Origin of the sequence: Streptomyces phaeochromogenes (assembly GCF_001418655.1) — a bacterium.
GTDB lineage: Bacteria > Actinomycetota > Actinomycetes > Streptomycetales > Streptomycetaceae > Streptomyces > Streptomyces phaeochromogenes.
On record NZ_LIQZ01000241.1, the window covers coordinates 1 to 16,183 of the forward strand.

16 protein-coding genes and 2 tRNA genes are annotated in these 16,183 nt (G+C 70.6%); 9 read left to right on the forward strand and 9 right to left on the reverse strand.

Going from position 1 to position 16,183, the window contains the following annotated elements; translation table 11 throughout:
* Window position 1: 1 nt before the first annotated feature.
* A tRNA-Lys gene (locus tag AOK17_RS29600) sits at window positions 2-75 on the reverse strand.
* A 178-nt stretch (window positions 76-253) separates the two neighbouring features.
* Between AOK17_RS29600 and AOK17_RS29605 the strand changes: the two genes are divergently transcribed.
* The 6 genes from AOK17_RS29605 to AOK17_RS29630 all read left to right on the forward strand — a co-directional run bounded on the left by AOK17_RS29605 (window position 254) and on the right by AOK17_RS29630 (window position 6,690).
* On the forward strand, window positions 254-1,642 hold the full coding sequence (locus AOK17_RS29605; protein ID WP_055615639.1) for a peptidoglycan-binding protein: 1,389 nt from the start codon (window positions 254-256) through the stop codon (window positions 1,640-1,642).
* A 118-nt stretch (window positions 1,643-1,760) separates the two neighbouring features.
* Window positions 1,761-2,933: an SPFH domain-containing protein gene (locus AOK17_RS29610; protein ID WP_055615640.1), complete on the forward strand. Its 1,173-nt coding sequence runs from the start codon at window positions 1,761-1,763 to the stop codon at window positions 2,931-2,933.
* The gene (locus tag AOK17_RS29615) at window positions 2,920-3,591 is read left to right on the forward strand and encodes a nucleoside/nucleotide kinase family protein (protein ID WP_055615641.1); all 672 of its coding nucleotides are present in this window, start codon (window positions 2,920-2,922) and stop codon (window positions 3,589-3,591) included. The genes AOK17_RS29610 and AOK17_RS29615 overlap by 14 nt, the downstream gene beginning before the upstream one ends.
* Before the next feature lie 96 nt (window positions 3,592-3,687).
* Window positions 3,688-4,308 (forward strand): lytic polysaccharide monooxygenase auxiliary activity family 9 protein, encoded by a 621-nt coding sequence (locus tag AOK17_RS29620; protein ID WP_055615642.1) that lies wholly within the window; start codon window positions 3,688-3,690, stop codon window positions 4,306-4,308.
* Window positions 4,309-4,437: 129 nt separating this feature from the next.
* Entirely contained in the window at window positions 4,438-4,974 is a 537-nt protein-coding gene (locus tag AOK17_RS29625) for a DUF3592 domain-containing protein (RefSeq protein WP_425424648.1), read from the forward strand.
* Between the two features lie 54 nt (window positions 4,975-5,028).
* Window positions 5,029-6,690, forward strand: a complete 1,662-nt coding sequence (locus AOK17_RS29630; RefSeq protein WP_055615643.1) for a long-chain-fatty-acid--CoA ligase — start codon at window positions 5,029-5,031, stop codon at window positions 6,688-6,690.
* Between the two features lie 80 nt (window positions 6,691-6,770).
* Here the strand turns inward: AOK17_RS29630 and AOK17_RS29635 are convergent.
* From AOK17_RS29635 to ehuB, 6 genes are all read right to left on the reverse strand, one after another.
* A tRNA-Lys gene (locus AOK17_RS29635) sits at window positions 6,771-6,844 on the reverse strand.
* 118 nt (window positions 6,845-6,962) lie between these two features.
* Entirely contained in the window at window positions 6,963-7,724 is a 762-nt protein-coding gene (locus AOK17_RS29640; protein WP_055615644.1) for an IclR family transcriptional regulator, read from the reverse strand.
* Between the two features lie 253 nt (window positions 7,725-7,977).
* Window positions 7,978-8,787 carry an ectoine/hydroxyectoine ABC transporter ATP-binding protein EhuA gene (ehuA, locus tag AOK17_RS29645; RefSeq protein ID WP_055615645.1) on the reverse strand — a complete coding sequence of 270 codons (810 nt, stop codon included), beginning with the start codon at window positions 8,785-8,787 and terminating at the stop codon, window positions 7,978-7,980.
* A 10-nt stretch (window positions 8,788-8,797) separates the two neighbouring features.
* Window positions 8,798-9,448 (reverse strand): ectoine/hydroxyectoine ABC transporter permease subunit EhuD, encoded by a 651-nt coding sequence (ehuD, locus tag AOK17_RS29650; RefSeq protein WP_055615646.1) that lies wholly within the window; start codon window positions 9,446-9,448, stop codon window positions 8,798-8,800.
* On the reverse strand, window positions 9,448-10,176 hold the full coding sequence (gene ehuC, locus AOK17_RS29655) for an ectoine/hydroxyectoine ABC transporter permease subunit EhuC (protein WP_055615647.1): 729 nt from the start codon (window positions 10,174-10,176) through the stop codon (window positions 9,448-9,450). Before ehuC ends, ehuD begins: the two co-directional genes overlap by 1 nt.
* On the reverse strand, window positions 10,173-11,099 hold the full coding sequence (gene ehuB, locus AOK17_RS29660; protein WP_079053345.1) for an ectoine/hydroxyectoine ABC transporter substrate-binding protein EhuB: 927 nt from the start codon (window positions 11,097-11,099) through the stop codon (window positions 10,173-10,175). The genes ehuC and ehuB overlap by 4 nt, the downstream gene beginning before the upstream one ends.
* Before the next feature lie 95 nt (window positions 11,100-11,194).
* On the opposite strand from ehuB, the gene AOK17_RS29665 reads away from it, so the two are divergent.
* Window positions 11,195-11,695 (forward strand): DUF3830 family protein, encoded by a 501-nt coding sequence (locus AOK17_RS29665; RefSeq protein WP_055615649.1) that lies wholly within the window; start codon window positions 11,195-11,197, stop codon window positions 11,693-11,695.
* Between the two features lie 162 nt (window positions 11,696-11,857).
* On the opposite strand, the gene AOK17_RS29670 is transcribed toward AOK17_RS29665, so the two are convergent.
* On the reverse strand, window positions 11,858-13,261 hold the full coding sequence (locus AOK17_RS29670; RefSeq protein ID WP_055615650.1) for an amidase: 1,404 nt from the start codon (window positions 13,259-13,261) through the stop codon (window positions 11,858-11,860).
* A 44-nt stretch (window positions 13,262-13,305) separates the two neighbouring features.
* A complete protein-coding gene (locus tag AOK17_RS29675; protein ID WP_055615651.1) occupies window positions 13,306-14,280 on the reverse strand; it encodes a D-2-hydroxyacid dehydrogenase in 975 nt (324 codons plus the stop codon).
* A 314-nt stretch (window positions 14,281-14,594) separates the two neighbouring features.
* Here AOK17_RS29675 and AOK17_RS29680 point away from each other — a divergent pair, with 314 nt between their 5' ends.
* Window positions 14,595-15,401 (forward strand): maleate cis-trans isomerase family protein, encoded by an 807-nt coding sequence (locus tag AOK17_RS29680; protein ID WP_055615652.1) that lies wholly within the window; start codon window positions 14,595-14,597, stop codon window positions 15,399-15,401.
* A complete protein-coding gene (locus tag AOK17_RS29685) occupies window positions 15,398-16,129 on the forward strand; it encodes a maleate cis-trans isomerase family protein (RefSeq protein ID WP_055615653.1) in 732 nt (243 codons plus the stop codon). Before AOK17_RS29680 ends, AOK17_RS29685 begins: the two co-directional genes overlap by 4 nt.
* Window positions 16,130-16,183: the final 54 nt, after the last annotated feature.

Here is a 16,183-nt window from a genome sequence, read left to right on the forward strand (position 1 = left end):
GTGCGCCGCCAGGGACTCGAACCCCGGACCCGCTGATTAAGAGTCAGCTGCTCTAACCAACTGAGCTAGCGGCGCGTGCTGCTCCGCAGACTCTACCTGGTGTCGGGGGGTGCCCCGGCCCGGGCCCTCCCGAACCGCCGCAGGCGGCCCGTACATCATTTGGACCGTCAACATGCGACACCCGGTGACAGTTGAGAAACTGATGGACGTGCAGAAGCGCGGACTTTTCCACCAGGAGTGTGAGGGGAATCGCATGGCGGCTCCGGTATTCGAGGAATTCGATCCCGAGAGCGACTGTGAATGCCCCGGATGTGCCCACTGGCGGCTTGTGCTGCCCCATTCCGCGGCCACCGGATTCGGTGGCCACCCGGCGGCCCACCGAGCGCTCGTCCTGGCCGCCGCGGCCGGTACGGCGCTCGGCGCGGGCCATGTCGTACCGGCCGTCGCGGCAGCCGCGCACGCCCCGCGGCTGCCCGGCGCCCCCGTGGCCGACGAACCCGACACACCGCAGGGCGGCAAGACCCCGCTCCACGGCCCCGGAGGTGTTCCGGCCAAGGTCAAGGCACCCCCGACGACCCGGTCCGAGATCATCAACCGGGCCAAGGAGTGGGTCGCCGCGGAGGTGCCCTACAGCATGAGCGCGTACTGGTCCGACGGGTACCGCCAGGACTGCTCGGGCTTCGTCTCGATGGCCTGGAACCTCGGCGGCAACGAATGGACGGGCAGCCTCGACAAGTTCGGCGTCCGGATTCCCCGGGAGCAGCTGGAGCCCGGTGACATTCTCCTGTTCCACAATCCGGCGGACCCCGAGAAGGGGTCGCACGTCGTGATTTTCGGGGGCTGGACGGATTACACGCAGGACTATTACATCGCGTACGAGGAGGCCCGCCCGCGCGCCCGCAAGCAGGCCACTCCGTATGCCTACTGGAAGTATTCGGACCGCTATCTGGCGTACCGCTACAAGGGGCTGAAAGGGGGAATCGAGGGCGAGGGTCCGGCTTCTCCGGGCGACCCGAAGACTCCGGCCGTCCCGGCCAATCCGGCCACCCCCGTCACCTCTCCGGGGACGAAACCGGCGGCGCCGCCCTACCCGGGTGCGGCGGCCTTCGGGCCCGGGGCGACCAACGCCAGCGTCACCCGGCTGGGGCGGATGCTCGTCGAGCGGGGCGCGAGCGCGTACTACTCGGCGGGGCCCGGGCCGAGCTGGTCGGAGGCCGACCGCAGGGCCACCCAGGCGTTCCAGCGGGCCCAGGGCTGGACGGGAGCGGACGCGGACGGGTTCCCGGGGCCGACGACCTGGGCGTACCTGGTGAGCGACAAGGGCCGGGACGTCGTCGTCCCGAGCGGCGGCAGTTCGGGCAGGCCCGGGCGGCCCCCGGCCGGAGGTGTCGCCTCGCACGGCGTCGCCGGCTATCCGGGGCGGGCGTTCTTCCGGCCGGGCGCCAGCAACGAGTACGTCACCCGGCTCGGGAAGCAGCTGGTGAAGAAGGGGTTCGGCAAGCACTACACGCAGGGGCCGGGACCGCGCTGGGGCGAGGGCGACCGGCGCAACGTCGAGGCGTTCCAGCGTGCGCAGGGTTGGCGCGGCGGTGCCGCCGACGGCTATCCGGGCCCGGAGACCTGGCGGCGGCTCTTCTCCTGAGGAGCGCGGACGGCCTCAGGAGTCCGGACGGCCCGAGGGGCTCGGGCGGCTCCCGACGGCACTTCTCATGACAGCTCTCTCATGACAGTTCTTCCTGGCGCGGAGGCACGGAGGCACTATGAGTACGACGACTGAACAGTCCCCGGAGTTCGAGGGGACCCCAGAGGCGGGCGGTCGGGACACGGGTGGCCGTGGGGCGCGGCTCATCCACAACGAGGCGACCACCGAGATCCCGGTCCACCTGCTGTTCCGCGACGAGCCCGAGCCGGTGTCCGTGGCGCTCGCGCCCGCCGTCGTGAGCCGGCGGCGCGGCACGGGCGAGCAGCCGAGGGTCACCCGGCGCCCGCCCGGCCCGGTGCGGCCTCGGCCGGTGGTCGAGGTGGACCCCGACCTGGTGGAGCGGCCCGCGGGCGTGCTGCCGGGCACGGTCGGGGTGCTGGCCGGTGCCGTCGGTACGGCGGGCTGCGTCCTCGCGTCGTGGTGGGCGGGTGTGCTGCCGCCGCTCGCCGTGGACACGCTGGGGCTGCCGGTGCGGATGAGCGCAGGGCTCGGCGGACCGCAGTGGGCGGCGCTCGCCGGGGCCGGGGCGCTCACCCTGTTCGGCTTCGGCGGGCTGGCCCGCGGCCGTACCGGACGCGCCTGGGTACTCGGCCTGTTCGGCCGCTACCGGGGCACGGTCCGGCGCACCGGGCTCATGTGGGTGAACCCGCTGGTGCTGCGCCGCCGGATCGACGTACGGCTGCGGCACTGGCGGAGCGACCCGATGCCGGCGGTCGACGCGAACGGGGTCGCGCTCCGGGTCGTGGTGCTCGTCGTCTGGCGGGTGCGGGACACCGCGCGCGCCGCGCTCGGCGTCGAGGACCACCAGCGGTATCTGCGCGAGTGCGTGGAGGCGGCGCTCGCCCGGGTGCTCGCCCAGCTGCCGGCCGATGTCGCGCCGAACTCGCCGAGGGCCGCCGAGTCCGCGACGCTGCGCAACACCGAGGCCGTCGGCGACTCGCTGACCCGCATCGTGGCCGCGGACGCGGCGGCGGCCGGCCTCCAGGTGTTCTCGGCGCAGCCGCTGCGCGTGGAGTACGCCCCCGAGGTCGCCGCGGTGATGCAGCGCCGCCGGATCGCGGCACTCGACGCGCAGCACCGCGACAAGGTCCTCACCTCGGTCGTCGACTCCGTCGAGGACACGGTGACCCGGCTGACCGTGCGCGGGCTCGTCGAACTCGACGACTACGAGCGCAAGGCTCTGGTGAAGGACCTGACGGTGGCGTTCTATACGGGACATGGAGATCGCTGACCGCCGCACCCCCGCACCGAATCTCGCCGGGCTCGCCGAGTACGCCCGGAATCTGACCGCCGACACCCCCCGCGCCGTCCTGGGCCTCGCCGGCCCACCCGGCGCCGGGAAGTCGACCCTCGCCCGCGCCCTGGTCGAACGGATCGGCGAGGGCGCCGCCTATCTCCCGCTCGACGGCTTCCATCTCTCCAACGCCCAGCTGGAGCGCCTCGGCCTGACCGCCCGCAAGGGCTCCGAGCCGAGCTTCGACGTGTGGGGCTACGTCGACCTGCTGCGCCGGGTCCTCGACGAGACCGGCCGCGACATCTACGTACCGGACTACGACCGCACGCTCGACGAGCCGGTCGCCGCGCGGCACGTGGTGCCCCCGGCGGCCCGGCTGATCGTCACCGAGGGGAACTACCTCGCCTGTGATCTGCCGGGGTGGCGGGACGCCTACGTGTTCATGGAGGAGTGCTGGTACGTCGAGGCGCCCGGGGACGTGCGTCAGGTGAGGCTGGTGGAACGGCAGTTGGCGGGTGGGAGGGACGAGGCGCAGGCGCGGGACTGGGTCGCGACCAACGACGACCCCAACGGCGAACTCGTGGAGAAGTCCCGGGACCGCTGCCGGCGAATCCTCTCCACTATTGGTATGGACATGTTCAACAGTCAGCAATAATCTGGGACTTGGTCTAGACCTGAATCATCGCCACACGCATCGCGATGCGCACGCACAGCTCACGGAACTTCCCCCACGTTCTCCAGGAGCGGCAGCATGCGAGAAACTCCCCATCCCCGGAAGCGACTGAAGTGGTACGCCGCCGCGGTCGGCCTCGCCACCACGGGAGCGCTCGTGCTCTCCAGTGGTGGCGCCACCGGCCACGGCTACACCGACCTCCCCATCAGCCGGCAGAAGCTCTGCCAGAACGGCTCCGTGACCAACTGCGGTGCCATCCAGTGGGAACCCCAGAGCGTCGAGGGCCCCAAGGGTTTCCCGGCGGCCGGGCCCGCGGACGGGCAGATCTGCTCCGGGAACCACACCAACTTCAACGCGCTCGACAAGGCGACGACGCCTTCGGGCGGTGCCTGGCCGACGACCAAGGTCAACGGAGGGCAGAGCTACACCTTCCGCTGGCAGTTCACGGCCCGGCACTCCACGACCGACTTCAAGTACTACGTCACCAAGAACGGCTGGAACCAGAACGCTCCGCTGACCCGGTCCGCGCTGGTCACCGCCCCGTTCCTGACCGTCCCCTACAGCGGCCAGCCGCCGGCGACGCTCTCGCACAGCGGAACCCTGCCGACCGGCAAGAGCGGTCACCACGTCATCCTCGCGGTGTGGACGATCGCCGACACGGCGAACGCGTTCTACGCCTGCTCGGACGTGACGTTCTGAGCGCCCGCCACCCGTTCGCCGCGCAACTCTGAGCATCTCTTGAGGCTCTGGCCCACCCCCCACGGGTAGGTTCCACGCACGTCGACATGACCATGACGGCGTGCGTGGAGCTGTACCGAACATCGGGGGATGTCGATGGACTTCATGTTCTATGCGGTGCCGGTCCTGATCATGGCCGTGACCGTCTTCCTGGCTGTCAGGGTGATCCGCCGCGCGCTGGGGCTCAGGCGGGCCTGGAACAGCGGACTGACCGCGGAGGCGCGCTGCCTGCGCACGTACACGACGACCAGCGGCGGCAGCGGCGACTCCTCCGTGCGCACGACGCTGCACCACGTATACGAATTCACGGCCCGGGACGGGCGCACCATCCGTTTCGAGGAGGAGGACGGGCCGGGTACGACGCTGGAGGGCGACATCGTCGTCGTGCACTACGCCGAGGGCGAGACCGTGAAGGCCACCGCCCAGGCGCCGAGCCACGTCAGGAACACGGCCGCCACCGTGGGCATCCTGACGTTCCTCTCCGTGGTCGTGGTGTTCTGCGTCGGCTTCATGGTCACGTACTCCGAGACCTTCGGCGACAACTCCTTCATGGACGACGACCCTTCCGTCAGCAAGGTGGACGAGCCGCCCTCGGTCGACGACGGGTCGTACAGCGAGGTGCCGTGACCCTTCCGCACCTGGCCCTCCACATCTGACGCGCCGTCAATTATGGTGCGCCCCATGGGATCCAGGAGCGTGGGGACCGGCGCGCGGACCGTCGCGGAGCTCGTACAGGACCGGTGGGGCGACCACCGGCCGGGGCTGTGGTTCGAGGAACGGACCCTGACCCACCACGAGGTGGCCGCGGGCGCGGCGGCGCGGGCCGCACTGCTGGCGGACCTGCTGCCGCCCGGCGCGGAACCACATGTGGGCGTGCTGCTCGACAACACCCCCGAATACCCCCTGTGGCTGAGCGCGGCGGCCCTGGCGGGCGCGGCCGTCGCCGGGATCAACCCCACCCGCCGCGGCCCCGAACTCGCCCGCGACATCCTGCACACCGAGTGCCGCGTCCTGGTCACCGAGCGGGCACACCTCCCGCTCCTCGACGGGCTCCGACTCCCGGGCGTACGGCTGCTGGTGACCGACACCGAGGCGTACGAGCAGCTGCTCGCGCCGTACGCGGACGCGCGCCCCGAGCCGACGCGGGCCGCCCCGGAGAGCCGCCTCCTCCTGTACTTCACCTCCGGCTCGACCGGGGCGCCCAAGGCGGCGATCTGCTCGCAGGGGCGGCTCGCGGCTGCCGGGCGGTCGCTGGTCGGCCACTTCGGGGTGCGCGCGGACGACGTGCACTACATCTGCATGCCGATGTTCCACGGCAACGCGGTCATCGCGGACTGGGCCCCCGCCCTCGCGGCCGGCGCGGGCGTCGCCCTGCGTCGGCGGTTCTCGGCCTCGGGCTTCCTGACGGACGTACGGGCGTACGGGGCCACCTACTTCACGTACGTGGGACGGGCCGTGCAGTACATCCTGGCCACCCCCGCCCGGGCCGACGACCGGGACAATCCGCTGCGGACGGGCTTCGGCACGGAGGCGGGAGCGGTGGACGCGGCTGCCTTCGAGGAGCGGTTCGGGGTGCGTCTGGTGGAGGGGTACGGGTCCTCCGAGGGAGGCGCGGCGATCCAGCGGACGCCCGGCACACCGAAGGGGGCGATCGGGCGGGCCGCCCCCGGCGACGATCTCGCGGTGGTCGACCCGGCGAGCCGCACCGAGTGCCCCGCGGCGGCCTTCGCAGCCGACGGCAGGCTGCTCAACGGGCGCGAGGCGATAGGCGAGTTGGTGAACCGCGGGCCCAACCCCTTCGAGGGCTACTGGCGCAACGAGGCCGCGGAGGCGGCCCGGCAGCGCGACGGCTGGTACTGGACGGGGGACCTCTTCTACCGGGACGCCGACGGGTTCCTCTACTTCGCGGGGCGCACGGACGACCGGCTCCGCGTCGACAGCGAGAACCTGGCCGCGGCGGTGATCGAGAACATCCTCGCCCGTTACGAGGGCGCGGACGCCGTGGCCGTCTACGCCGTGCCCGACCCGGTGGCGGGCGACCAGGTGATGGCCACCGTGGCCGGCTCCTTCGATCCCCTCGCCTTCGAGGCCTTCCTACGCGCCCAGCCGGACCTGGGCACCAAGATGGCCCCCCGCTTCGTACGGATCGTGGACCGCATGCCGGTCACCGCCACCAACAAGATCCACCGGGTCGGGCTGCGGCGGGAGGGGTTCCGGTGCGCGGATCCGGTGTGGTGGCGACCGGCGGGGGAGTCCGCGTACCGGCGGCTGGACGAGGCGGACCTGGCGGAGCTCGTGGCGCGGTACCGGGCGCGGGGGCGCGAGGAGCTGCTGGTGAGGTAGGGCAGGACCCGGCCGGTCGCCGTCTTCGACGCCGAGGGGCAACGCAGAAGGCCCCCGCTCTCGCGGAGGCCTTCGTCTTGTGCGCCGCCAGGGACTCGAACCCCGGACCCGCTGATTAAGAGTCAGCTGCTCTAACCAACTGAGCTAGCGGCGCATGACTCTCGCCAACCGCTTTTCGCGGCTGGCGACAGAAAAATAATACCTGGTCCGAGCGGGTGCTCCGGACCACGCGAGCCGGCAGCTCGGGCGGCTCGCGGATTCAGCTCGCGGATTCAGATCGCGAGCGAGAGCAGTACCGGCGCCGCGCCCCGGTTCAGGGTGGCCGCCGCCTCGCGCAGCCGGTGGGCGTGGGAGAGCGGGAGGGAGAGGGCGAGGCAGCCCACGGCCGAGCCGGCCGTGATGGGGACTGCCGCGCACACCGTGCCGACCGCGTACTCCTGGAGGTCGAGCACGGGCACGGTGGGTGCCTGGGCGTCGAGCCGGGGCAGCAGGGCCCGCTCGTTCGTGATCGTGCGCGAGGTGAGGCGGGCCATCCGGTGGCGGGAGAGGTGGTCGCGCCGGCCGTTGAGGTCGAGCTGGCCGAGGAGGCTCTTGCCGATCGCGCTGGCGTGGGCGGCCGAGCGGAAGTCCACCCATTCGTTGACCGCCGGGGTGCTCGGGCTGTCGGCCCACTGGGAGACGTGGATCTCGCCGTCCACGTACCGGCTCATGTAGACGGCGGCGCCGACCGAGTCGCGCAGCCGGTCGAGGTTCCGCTGGAGCTGGGCGCGCAGGGCCTCGTCCCGGCCGTGTGCGGAACCGAGCCTGCCGAGCGCCGCTCCGGTGACGTACGCCCCGTCGGCGATCTGCTCGACGTACCCCTCGCGGCGCAGCATCCGCAGGAGCGCGGTGAGGCGCTCCGTGCCGAGGCCGGTGAGGCCGGCGAGTTCGGCGTCCGTGACACCGGTGGTGTGCCGCGCCGCCACGGTCTCCAGGACGCGCAGGGCGTCCTGGGCCGAGTGGTACGGCACGGTCGGCTCGTGCTTCAGCGCCACGGTATCCCCTTGCGCTTTTCGGCCCGGCTTTCACTTCAACGCAGCCCGGACGGCCGGGCCCCCTCCACGATAACCGCCAAGAGGCGTACGGGGAGGGGCTGTTGGCGAGATTGGTGGCGCGTTCCAGTCCCCTCAACAGCGGGGCATCCTTCTGGCATATGCCAAAGTCATGCCCCATCGGCTCGGCCTCGGAACCCCGCCGTCCTTCACTTCCTGAAGACCGGCAGGGACGCTCCCGAAGGACTTCGGCGGACTACAGCACCGCGCCCAGGAACTCCCGCGTCCGCTCGTGCTCCGGGTCGCCGAAGATCTTCTCCGGCGGACCGGACTCCAGGACGCGCCCCGAGTCGAACATCAGCACCTGGTCGGAGATGTCCCGGGCGAAGTTCATCTCGTGGGTCACACAGAGCATCGTGATGTCCGTGGTGCGGGCGATGTCCCTGAGCACGTCGAGGACGCCCGCGACCAGCTCGGGGTCGAGCGCGGAGGTCACCTCGTCGAGGAGCAGGACCTGCGGCCGCATCGCCAGGGCGCGCGCGATCGCGACCCGCTGCTGCTGGCCGCCGGAGAGCTGGCTCGGGTACTTGTCGACGTGCTCGGTCAGCCCGACCAGTTCGAGCAGCTCCCGGGCCCGCTCCTCGGCCGCGTCCTTGGACATGCCGAGCACGGTGACCGGCGCCTCGGTGATGTTGCGCAGCACCTTCATGTTGGGGAAGAGGTTGAACTGCTGGAAGACCATCCCGATGTTCTTGCGGACCTCGCGGATGTGCTTCTCGCCGGCCGGGACCAGCTTGCCGTTCTTCTCCTCGTGGGTGAGGTAGTCGCCGTTGACCTTGATCGTGCCCTCGTCGGGCTTGGCCAGGGTCATCAGCAGCCGCAGGATCGTCGTCTTGCCGGAGCCGGACGGGCCGATCAGCGTGACGTGCTTGCCGGAGGCGACCGAGAAGTCGAGCCCGTCGAGGACCACGTTGTCCCCGAAGCGCTTGGTGACCTTGTCGAAACGGATCAGCTCGCTGCCGTCCGCCGCCGGGTTGGCGTCGGAGTTGGCGTCGGGCTCTTTCATCAGAGGGGTGTCAGCGGACAAGACGTCGCTCCAGGGCTCGCATGAGGAGGGAAGCGGGATAGGAAATGAGGATGAAGGCCACGCCGATGACCGTCAGAGGCTCGGTGAACTGGAAGTTCTGCTGCGAGAACAGCCGCGCCTCGCCGAGCATGTCGAGGACGGTGATCGCCATCAGCAGCGGCGTGTCCTTGAGCATCGAGATGACGTAGTTGCCCAGCGCGGGCACCACCCGACGGATCGCCTGCGGCAGGATCACCGCGGTCCACGTCCGGGTCATGGGCAGGTTCAGTGCCGTGGCCGCTTCCCACTGGCCGGCCGGCACGCCCTCGATACCGGCCCGGTAGACCTGCATCGTGTACGTCGAGTAGTGCAGCCCGATGGCGACGACACCGGTGGTCATCGCGGAGAACGTGATGTTCCACTCGGGCAGCACGTAGAAGAGGAAGAACAGCTGCACCAGCAGCGGGGTGTTCCGGATGAACTCCGTGACGACCCCGACCGGCCAGCGCACCCAGCGGCTCGGCGTGCGCATCAGCAGCGCCCACACCAGCCCGAGGGCGAAGGAGATCAGCGAGCCGAGCACCAGGGCCTGCAGGGTGACCAGCAGTCCGTCCCAGAAGTGCGGCATGAAGTCGCCGACGGCACTCCAGTCCCATTTCATCAGCGACCCCCTGCCGCTTCGGCACCGACAGCCGTGGTCTCCGGGCGGGGCGCGGGAAGCTTCTTCCCGCCACCCTCGGGCACCCTGCCCAGCCCGGCCTTCAGCTTCTTCTCCAGACCGCGCATGACCCGCGTGAGCAGGAAGGCGATCACGAAGTAGATCAGCAGGATGTACGTGTAGATCTCCGCGCTCTCCTGCAGCGCGAGCCGCACCAGGTTGCCGCTGAACGCCAGGTCGCCCATGCCCATCACGGACACCAGGGCCGTGCCCTTGAGCAGCTCGATCAGCAGGTTGGAGAAGGGCGGGATCATCTCCGGCACCGCCTGCGGCAACAGGATCAGCCGCAGCCGCTGCCACGGCGAGAAGCTGAGTGCGATACCGCCCTCACGCTGCGCCGGGTCGACGGAGTTCAGGGCGCCGCGCACGATCTCGGAGCCGTACGCCCCGTAGGTGAGACCCAGTGCGAGGGTGCCCGCCCACATGGGGACCAGCTGCCAGCCGAAGGCCGGTGGCAGCACGAAGAACACCCAGAAGATCATGATCAGCGCGGAGGTACCGCGGAACACCTCGGTGTAGAAGCCCGCGAGGAAGCGGACTATCCACAGCCGGTGGGTGCGCGCGATGCCCACCACGAAGGAGACGGCCGCGGCCAGCAGCGCGCTGAACACCAGCAGCTGGACCGTGACCCAGATCCCCTTCAGTACGAGTTCCCAGAGTCCCGATGTCATCCGCCGCACAACTCCTTCGCGGTCATATCGGTCATCTCGTTCTTGGTGAAACCGAAGGGCTGGAGGATCCGGAACAGCTCACCGCTCTCCTTCAGCTTCCTGAGCTCCACGTTGAAGGCGTCCCGCAGCCCGGTCTCCGTCGGACGGAACGCGAAGCCACCGCCGTCGACGTGCGGCTTGCCGTCCACGAGTGGCGCGAACGGCTTGGTCGACTCCGTCTTCCGGGACTTCTTGACGACCTCGCGGGTGGTCAGCGCCGTACCCGCGAAGACGTCGACACGGCCCGCCTCGACGGCGTTCAGACCCGCGACCTGGTCCGGGACGATCAGGATGTCGCTCTCCTTGTACCCGGCGTCGACCGCGTACTGGATCTCCGCGTAGCCGGTTCCGGTCGCGAACTTCGCCTTCGACTCCACGACGTCCTTGTAGTCGTGCAGGTTCTTCGGATTGCCCTTGCGCACGATGAAGGAGTCGAGCATCTGGTAGTCGGGGTCGGAGAAGATCACCTGCTCGCAGCGCTCGGCGTTGATGTACATGCCGGCGGCCACGACGTCGAACTGCTGGGAGCTCAGACCGGGGATGAGCGAGCCGAACTCCGTGGGCACGGGCTGGACACTGTCCACCCCCAGCCGCTTGAAGATGACCCGCGCGAGTTCCGGTGCCTCGCCGGTGAGCTTGCCGTTCTTGTCGATGTAGCCGAATGGGATCTCGCCGGCGATGCCGAGGCGCACGACGCCCTGGGCCTTCAGACGGTCCAGGAGATCACCGCCGTCCTTGCCGGACGCCGTGGCCACACGGCTGCATCCGGCCGCGCCGAGCGCACCGAACGCCGCGACGCCGGCCAGCAGTGACCGGCGGCTCGGGCCGCGTTTCTTCTCTTCCGCGGAAGCTTCCTTCGCGTCGTTCCCAAATGGTGGAGCCATGGGCGCGCGGCTACCCGGGACGATGCGAGTTATGCGGATCTGTTTGCGCCCCGTTTGCGCAGGGCCCTCTTGACCCGGGGTGGACCATGGAAATCATGACCGACCGCTACATCGACGTGTCCCTGTCCAAGCGCGGAGTCCACTGCACTGCGAAGCTCCTCGACGACCGTGCGCCGATCACCTGCGAGGCGGTGTGGAACGCGCTGCCGCTGAGCAGTGACGTGTATCACGCCAAGTACGCCCGCAACGAGATCTACGCCCTGTTCCCGGCGTTCGCCCCGGCCGAGCCACCGCTGGAGAACCCGACCGTCACGCCCATTCCGGGCGACCTCTGCTATTTCTCCTTCTCCGGTACGCAGCTGGGTACGCAGGCGTACGGCTACGGGGGCGCCTCCGGCGTGCAGGCGGGGACGCCTGTGATCGACCTCGCCCTGTTCTACGAGCGGAACAATCTGCTGCTCAACGGGGATGTGGGGTGGGTGCCCGGGATCGTCTGGGGGCAGGTGGTGGAGGGGCTGGATGCGATGGCCGAGGCATGCAACGACCTCTGGCGCGCGGGCGCGCTGGGGGAGACGCTGAGCTTCTCCCGGGCGTAGCGGCTGTACGGCTGAGGGCCGGTGAGGGCCGACTGCGCAGTTCCCCGCGCCCCTTTCAGGGGCGCGGGGAACTGCGCAATCTTTTGCTTTTAGGGGCGCGGGGAACTGCGCGACCAGCCACGACGGGCCCGCGCTCGAATCACCGGCCTTCCCACGGAGCGCTCAGCGGAGCCTCGGTGGCGCGATCCCCGCGACCCCCGCCTCGTACAGTGCGTGCGCCGTCCGCAGGACCAACGCGTCCTGGTGGCGGGCGGCCACGATCTGGAGGCCCACCGGGAGGCCGGAGGCATCCGTGCCCACGGGGACCGTCGCCGCCGGCTGCTGCGTCATGTTGAACGGGTAGGTGAACGGCGTCCACCCGGTCCACCGCCGGTGCCCCGAGCCGCGAGGCACCTCCGCACCCGCCTCGAACGCGGTGATCGGGATCGTCGGAGTGACCAGGACGTCGTAGGTCTCGTGGAAGAGCCCCATCCGCCGGCCGAGTTCCATCCGTACGTCCACTGCCGCGAGGTAGTCCAGCGCGCTGGACCGCGCCCCCGCGTCGCAGATCTCCCGCAGCCCCGGGTCGAGCAGTTTCCGCTGGTCGGGGCCGAGCCGCTGGGTGACCCGGGCCGCCCCGCCGAACCACAGCGTGTGGAACGCCTCGACGGGATCCGTGAAGTCGGGGTCGGCCTCCTCGACGTACGCCCCGAGGGACGCGAGCCCCTCCACCCCGCGCCGCACCGCTGCGGCGACCCCGGGCTGGACAGCCACCTGCCCGCCGAGGGACGGCGAGTACGCGACGCGCAGCCCCCGCACACCCCCGGCCAGTCCGTCCACGAACGAGCCGTTCACCGGGCCGAGCTGCGACCAGTCGCGTGGGTCGGGGCCGCTGATGACGTCCATCATCAGGGCCGCGTCCGCCGCGTCCCGTGTCATCGGCCCGACGTGCGCCAGCGTGCCGAACGCGCTCGCGGGATACAGCGGCACCCTCCCGTACGTCGCCTTCAGCGCGAAGATCCCGCAGAAGGCTCCGGGGATACGGACGCTGCCGCCCCCGTCCGTACCGAGGGACATCGGGCCCGCGCCCAGCGCCACGGCCGCCGCGCTGCCGCCGCTGGACCCGCCCGAGGTGCGTGAGAGGTCGTACGGGTTCCGCGTCACCCCTGCCTGCGGTGAGTCGGTGACGCCCTTCCAGCCGAACTCGGGTGTCGTCGTCCGGCCGACGAACACGGCCCCGTGCTCGCGCAGCCGGGCCACCGAGGGCGCGTCCTCGTCCCAACGGCCCTGCGGGGAGATCGTTTTCGAGCCCTTGAGGGTGGGCCCGCCGCGCATGAGCAGGATGTCCTTCACCGAGACCGGCACCCCGTCGACCAGCCCGGCCGGCTCACCGCGCTGCCATCGCCCGGCCGACTCCTGGGCTTGTGCGACGGCCTCGTCCGCCTCGACGCGTACGAACGCGTTCACCGCGGGCTGGACCTCCTCGGCCCTGCGCAGCGCGGCCCGCACCACGTCCACGGGGCTGAATTCGCCCTTGCGGTATCCCTCGACGAGTCGTACAGCGGTCAGCTCGGTGAGCTCGGTCATCCGCCCCTCCAACGTGCTTCAGTGGCGTGCTTCAGTGGCGTGTTTCAGTGGCCAGGTACGTATCCACGCTGTTTGTCGACGACGTTCGGCAGCGGCTCTCCCGTCTCCCAGAGCTCGTACAACTCCACGAACTGCGCACCGAGTTCGTCCCGCCAGCCCACCGTGTCCCCGCTCATGTGCGGCGACACGATGAGACCCGGGGCCTCCCACAACGGGCTCTCGGGGCCCAGCGGTTCGTGCTCGAAGACGTCGAGCGCCGCCCCCGCGATCCAGCGGCTCGCGAGAGCCTCGGCCAGCGCTTCCTCGATCACAAGCTGCCCGCGTCCGACGTTCACGAAGCGTGCCGACGGCTGCATCAGTCCAAAACGCCTCGCGTCGAACATCCCGTGCGTGTCATCGGTGAGCGGTGCCGCGGACACCACCCAGTCGGCGCGCGCCATCAGCCGGTCGAGGTCCTCCGGGCCGTGCACCCCCTCGCGCGGTGTGCGCCCCACGAGCGCCGTCGTCATACCGAGCGCCTTGAGCGTCCGCTCGATCGCGCGCCCGATCGGCCCGGAACCGACCACGCACGCGCGATTGCCGGCGATCCGCTGCGACTCGCGGTGCCGCCACTCCCGGGCCCGCTGCAGGTCCCATGTGCGCGGCAGGTCCTTGGCCATGGCGAGGACGAGCGCGGCCACGTACTCCGCGATCGGCTGGTCGAAGACACCGCGCGCGTTCGTCACCAGCGTGTCGGACGCGGCGAGTTCGGGGCACATCAGGTGGTCCACGCCCGCGCTCGCCGTGTGCACCCAGCGTGGCCGCGGGCCCTCGCCGGGCCAGGCCCGGCGTACGGCGTGCGAGGCGAAGTCCCAGACCAGCAGGACGTCAGCGGTGGGCAGGAGCGCGGCCAGCGACGACTCGTCGGCGTGCTCGACGCGCACCCGGCCGGTGAGCCGGCCGAGCCGGGGCGGCGGGTCGGTGTCGAGCACCAGGAGGGTTGTCTTTTCGGCCAGGTTCGGGGGCGTGGCAGAGGTCATCGGGGGGAAACCATTTCGCAACGAGGGTCCGCTTCTCTGGTATCTGGATGCTGGACGCCGGGCTCTGAGTGCTTGCGGGACATCGGCCGAACCGTCTGGGACCGGCCGTCGGGCCGGGGGCGCACAGCCGTCTCAGATGCGCGGATTGACCACGCTCGCACCGGAACCTACCTTCGTCAACAAGGGCTAGTTTCCGTGGGAATCCCGGAGTCCCGTCCGTTCCCCTGTCCCGACGTCCCGGCATGCGCCGGCTTGTGTCCCCCCGGCCTCCGGGCCGGTCACCACCGCTCGTTCGACCTGAGTTGGGGCTGCTCATGGACGTCTCCTTCCTTGGTGGACCACACCCTCAAAGGGGTGTCGGCGTCGTCGCTCCCTTCGATTTCGCTCTCGACCGTGAACTGTGGCGCTGGGTCCCCGACGAGGTCTCACTCCACCTCACCCGTACGCCGTTCGTGCCCGTCGAGGTCAGCCTCGACCTGGCCCGACTGGTCAGCGAGCACGAGACGCTCGGCGACGCGGTGCGCGCGCTGAACGCCGTCGGGCCGGAGATCGTCGCGTACGCCTGTACGTCCGGCAGTTTCGTCGGCGGCATCCCGGGCGAGCGCGCGATGTGCGAGGCCATGACCCGGGCCGGCGAGATCCCCTCCGTGACCACGTCCGGCGCCCTCCTGGAGGCGCTGGAGGAGCTGGGCGCACGGCGGATCGCGCTCGTCACGCCGTACACCGTCTCCGTGACCCAGTCGCTGGAGGAGTACCTCGCAGAGGCGGGCATCACGGTCACCGGCCGCGCCTACATGGGCCTGACCAGGCACATCTGGAAGGTCCCGTACCGCAACGTGGTCGACATGGCGCGCGACGCCGTACGTGGCCAGGCGGACGCGCTCTTCATCAGCTGCACGAATCTCCCGACGTACGACGTCATCCCGCAGCTGGAGGCAGAGCTGCGCATTCCGGTGATCTCGGCCAACCAGGTGACGATGTGGGCTGCCCTGCGTCACCTGGGTACCCGGGCGGTAGGGCCGTACCAGGCGCTGATCGACGAGTCGGCGCGACAGCGGCCCGTACCGCCCGCGCTACCGGCAGAACCAGCGCTACCGGAAGAACAGGAAGGTTGGGCATGACGGCTCTCGGATTCCTCTACCCGGGCCACTCGGCCGAGGACGACTATCCGCGTATCGAGCAGCTCCTCGGCAGCGACATCCGCCTCCAGGTCGTCCACACCGACATCGGTGAGGACGCCCATCGGGTGGACGCGCTGCTGGAGATGGGCTCGGCGGCACGCCTCGCCGCCGGGATCGAGGACCTGCGCCTGGCCGGTGCCGAGGCGGTGGTCTGGGCCTGCACGAGCGGCAGTTTCGTCTACGGCTGGGAGGGCGCCCACGATCAGGTCCGCACGCTGGCCACGACGGCGGGGCTGCCGGCCTCTTCGACGTCCTTCGCGTTCGTCCATGCCGTACGGGAGCTGGGCGTGAAGCGGGTCGCGATCGCGGCGACGTACCCCGACGACGTGGCCGTTCTCTTCGGGACCTTCCTGGGGGACGCGGGCCTGGACGTCCTCGGCGTGCGCAGTTCCGGGATCATCACGGCGGCCGAGGTGGGCACGTGGGGTGAGGCGGAAGTCCTGGCCCTGGCCCGCGCGGGCGACCACCCGGAGGCGGAGGTCGTCCTCCTCCCCGACACGGCCCTCCACACCGCCTCCCACATCCCGACCCTGGAAAAGGAACTCGGCAAGCCGGTCCTCACCGCCAACCAGGTCACGGCCTGGGAGGCCCTACGCCTCACGGACCGCCGAGTGAACGCCCCCGAACTGGGCGCCCTCTTCACGAGGGAGCCGATCGTGCAGGCGTGACGGGCCCGGCGGGGGCGGAGCCAGGGATCATTTCGCCCCCGCCGGGCCCGTCAC

What these genes read in the sequence shown, in the direction of transcription:
- AOK17_RS29605 (WP_055615639.1), top strand. Translation starts at nt 254, where the DNA reads ATGGCGGCTCCGGTATTCGAGGAATTCGATCCCGAGAGCGACTGTGAA.
- AOK17_RS29610 (WP_055615640.1), top strand. Translation starts at nt 1,761, where the DNA reads ATGAGTACGACGACTGAACAGTCCCCGGAGTTCGAGGGGACCCCAGAG.
- AOK17_RS29615 (WP_055615641.1), top strand. Translation starts at nt 2,920, where the DNA reads ATGGAGATCGCTGACCGCCGCACCCCCGCACCGAATCTCGCCGGGCTC.
- AOK17_RS29620 (WP_055615642.1), top strand. Translation starts at nt 3,688, where the DNA reads ATGCGAGAAACTCCCCATCCCCGGAAGCGACTGAAGTGGTACGCCGCC.
- AOK17_RS29625 (WP_425424648.1), top strand. Translation starts at nt 4,438, where the DNA reads ATGTCGATGGACTTCATGTTCTATGCGGTGCCGGTCCTGATCATGGCC.
- AOK17_RS29630 (WP_055615643.1), top strand. Translation starts at nt 5,029, where the DNA reads ATGGGATCCAGGAGCGTGGGGACCGGCGCGCGGACCGTCGCGGAGCTC.
- ehuA (WP_055615645.1), bottom strand. Translation starts at nt 8,787, where the DNA reads ATGAAAGAGCCCGACGCCAACTCCGACGCCAACCCGGCGGCGGACGGC.
- ehuD (WP_055615646.1), bottom strand. Translation starts at nt 9,448, where the DNA reads ATGAAATGGGACTGGAGTGCCGTCGGCGACTTCATGCCGCACTTCTGG.
- ehuC (WP_055615647.1), bottom strand. Translation starts at nt 10,176, where the DNA reads ATGACATCGGGACTCTGGGAACTCGTACTGAAGGGGATCTGGGTCACG.
- ehuB (WP_079053345.1), bottom strand. Translation starts at nt 11,099, where the DNA reads ATGGCTCCACCATTTGGGAACGACGCGAAGGAAGCTTCCGCGGAAGAG.
- AOK17_RS29665 (WP_055615649.1), top strand. Translation starts at nt 11,195, where the DNA reads ATGACCGACCGCTACATCGACGTGTCCCTGTCCAAGCGCGGAGTCCAC.
- AOK17_RS29670 (WP_055615650.1), bottom strand. Translation starts at nt 13,261, where the DNA reads ATGACCGAGCTCACCGAGCTGACCGCTGTACGACTCGTCGAGGGATAC.
- AOK17_RS29675 (WP_055615651.1), bottom strand. Translation starts at nt 14,280, where the DNA reads ATGACCTCTGCCACGCCCCCGAACCTGGCCGAAAAGACAACCCTCCTG.
- AOK17_RS29680 (WP_055615652.1), top strand. Translation starts at nt 14,595, where the DNA reads ATGGACGTCTCCTTCCTTGGTGGACCACACCCTCAAAGGGGTGTCGGC.
- AOK17_RS29685 (WP_055615653.1), top strand. Translation starts at nt 15,398, where the DNA reads ATGACGGCTCTCGGATTCCTCTACCCGGGCCACTCGGCCGAGGACGAC.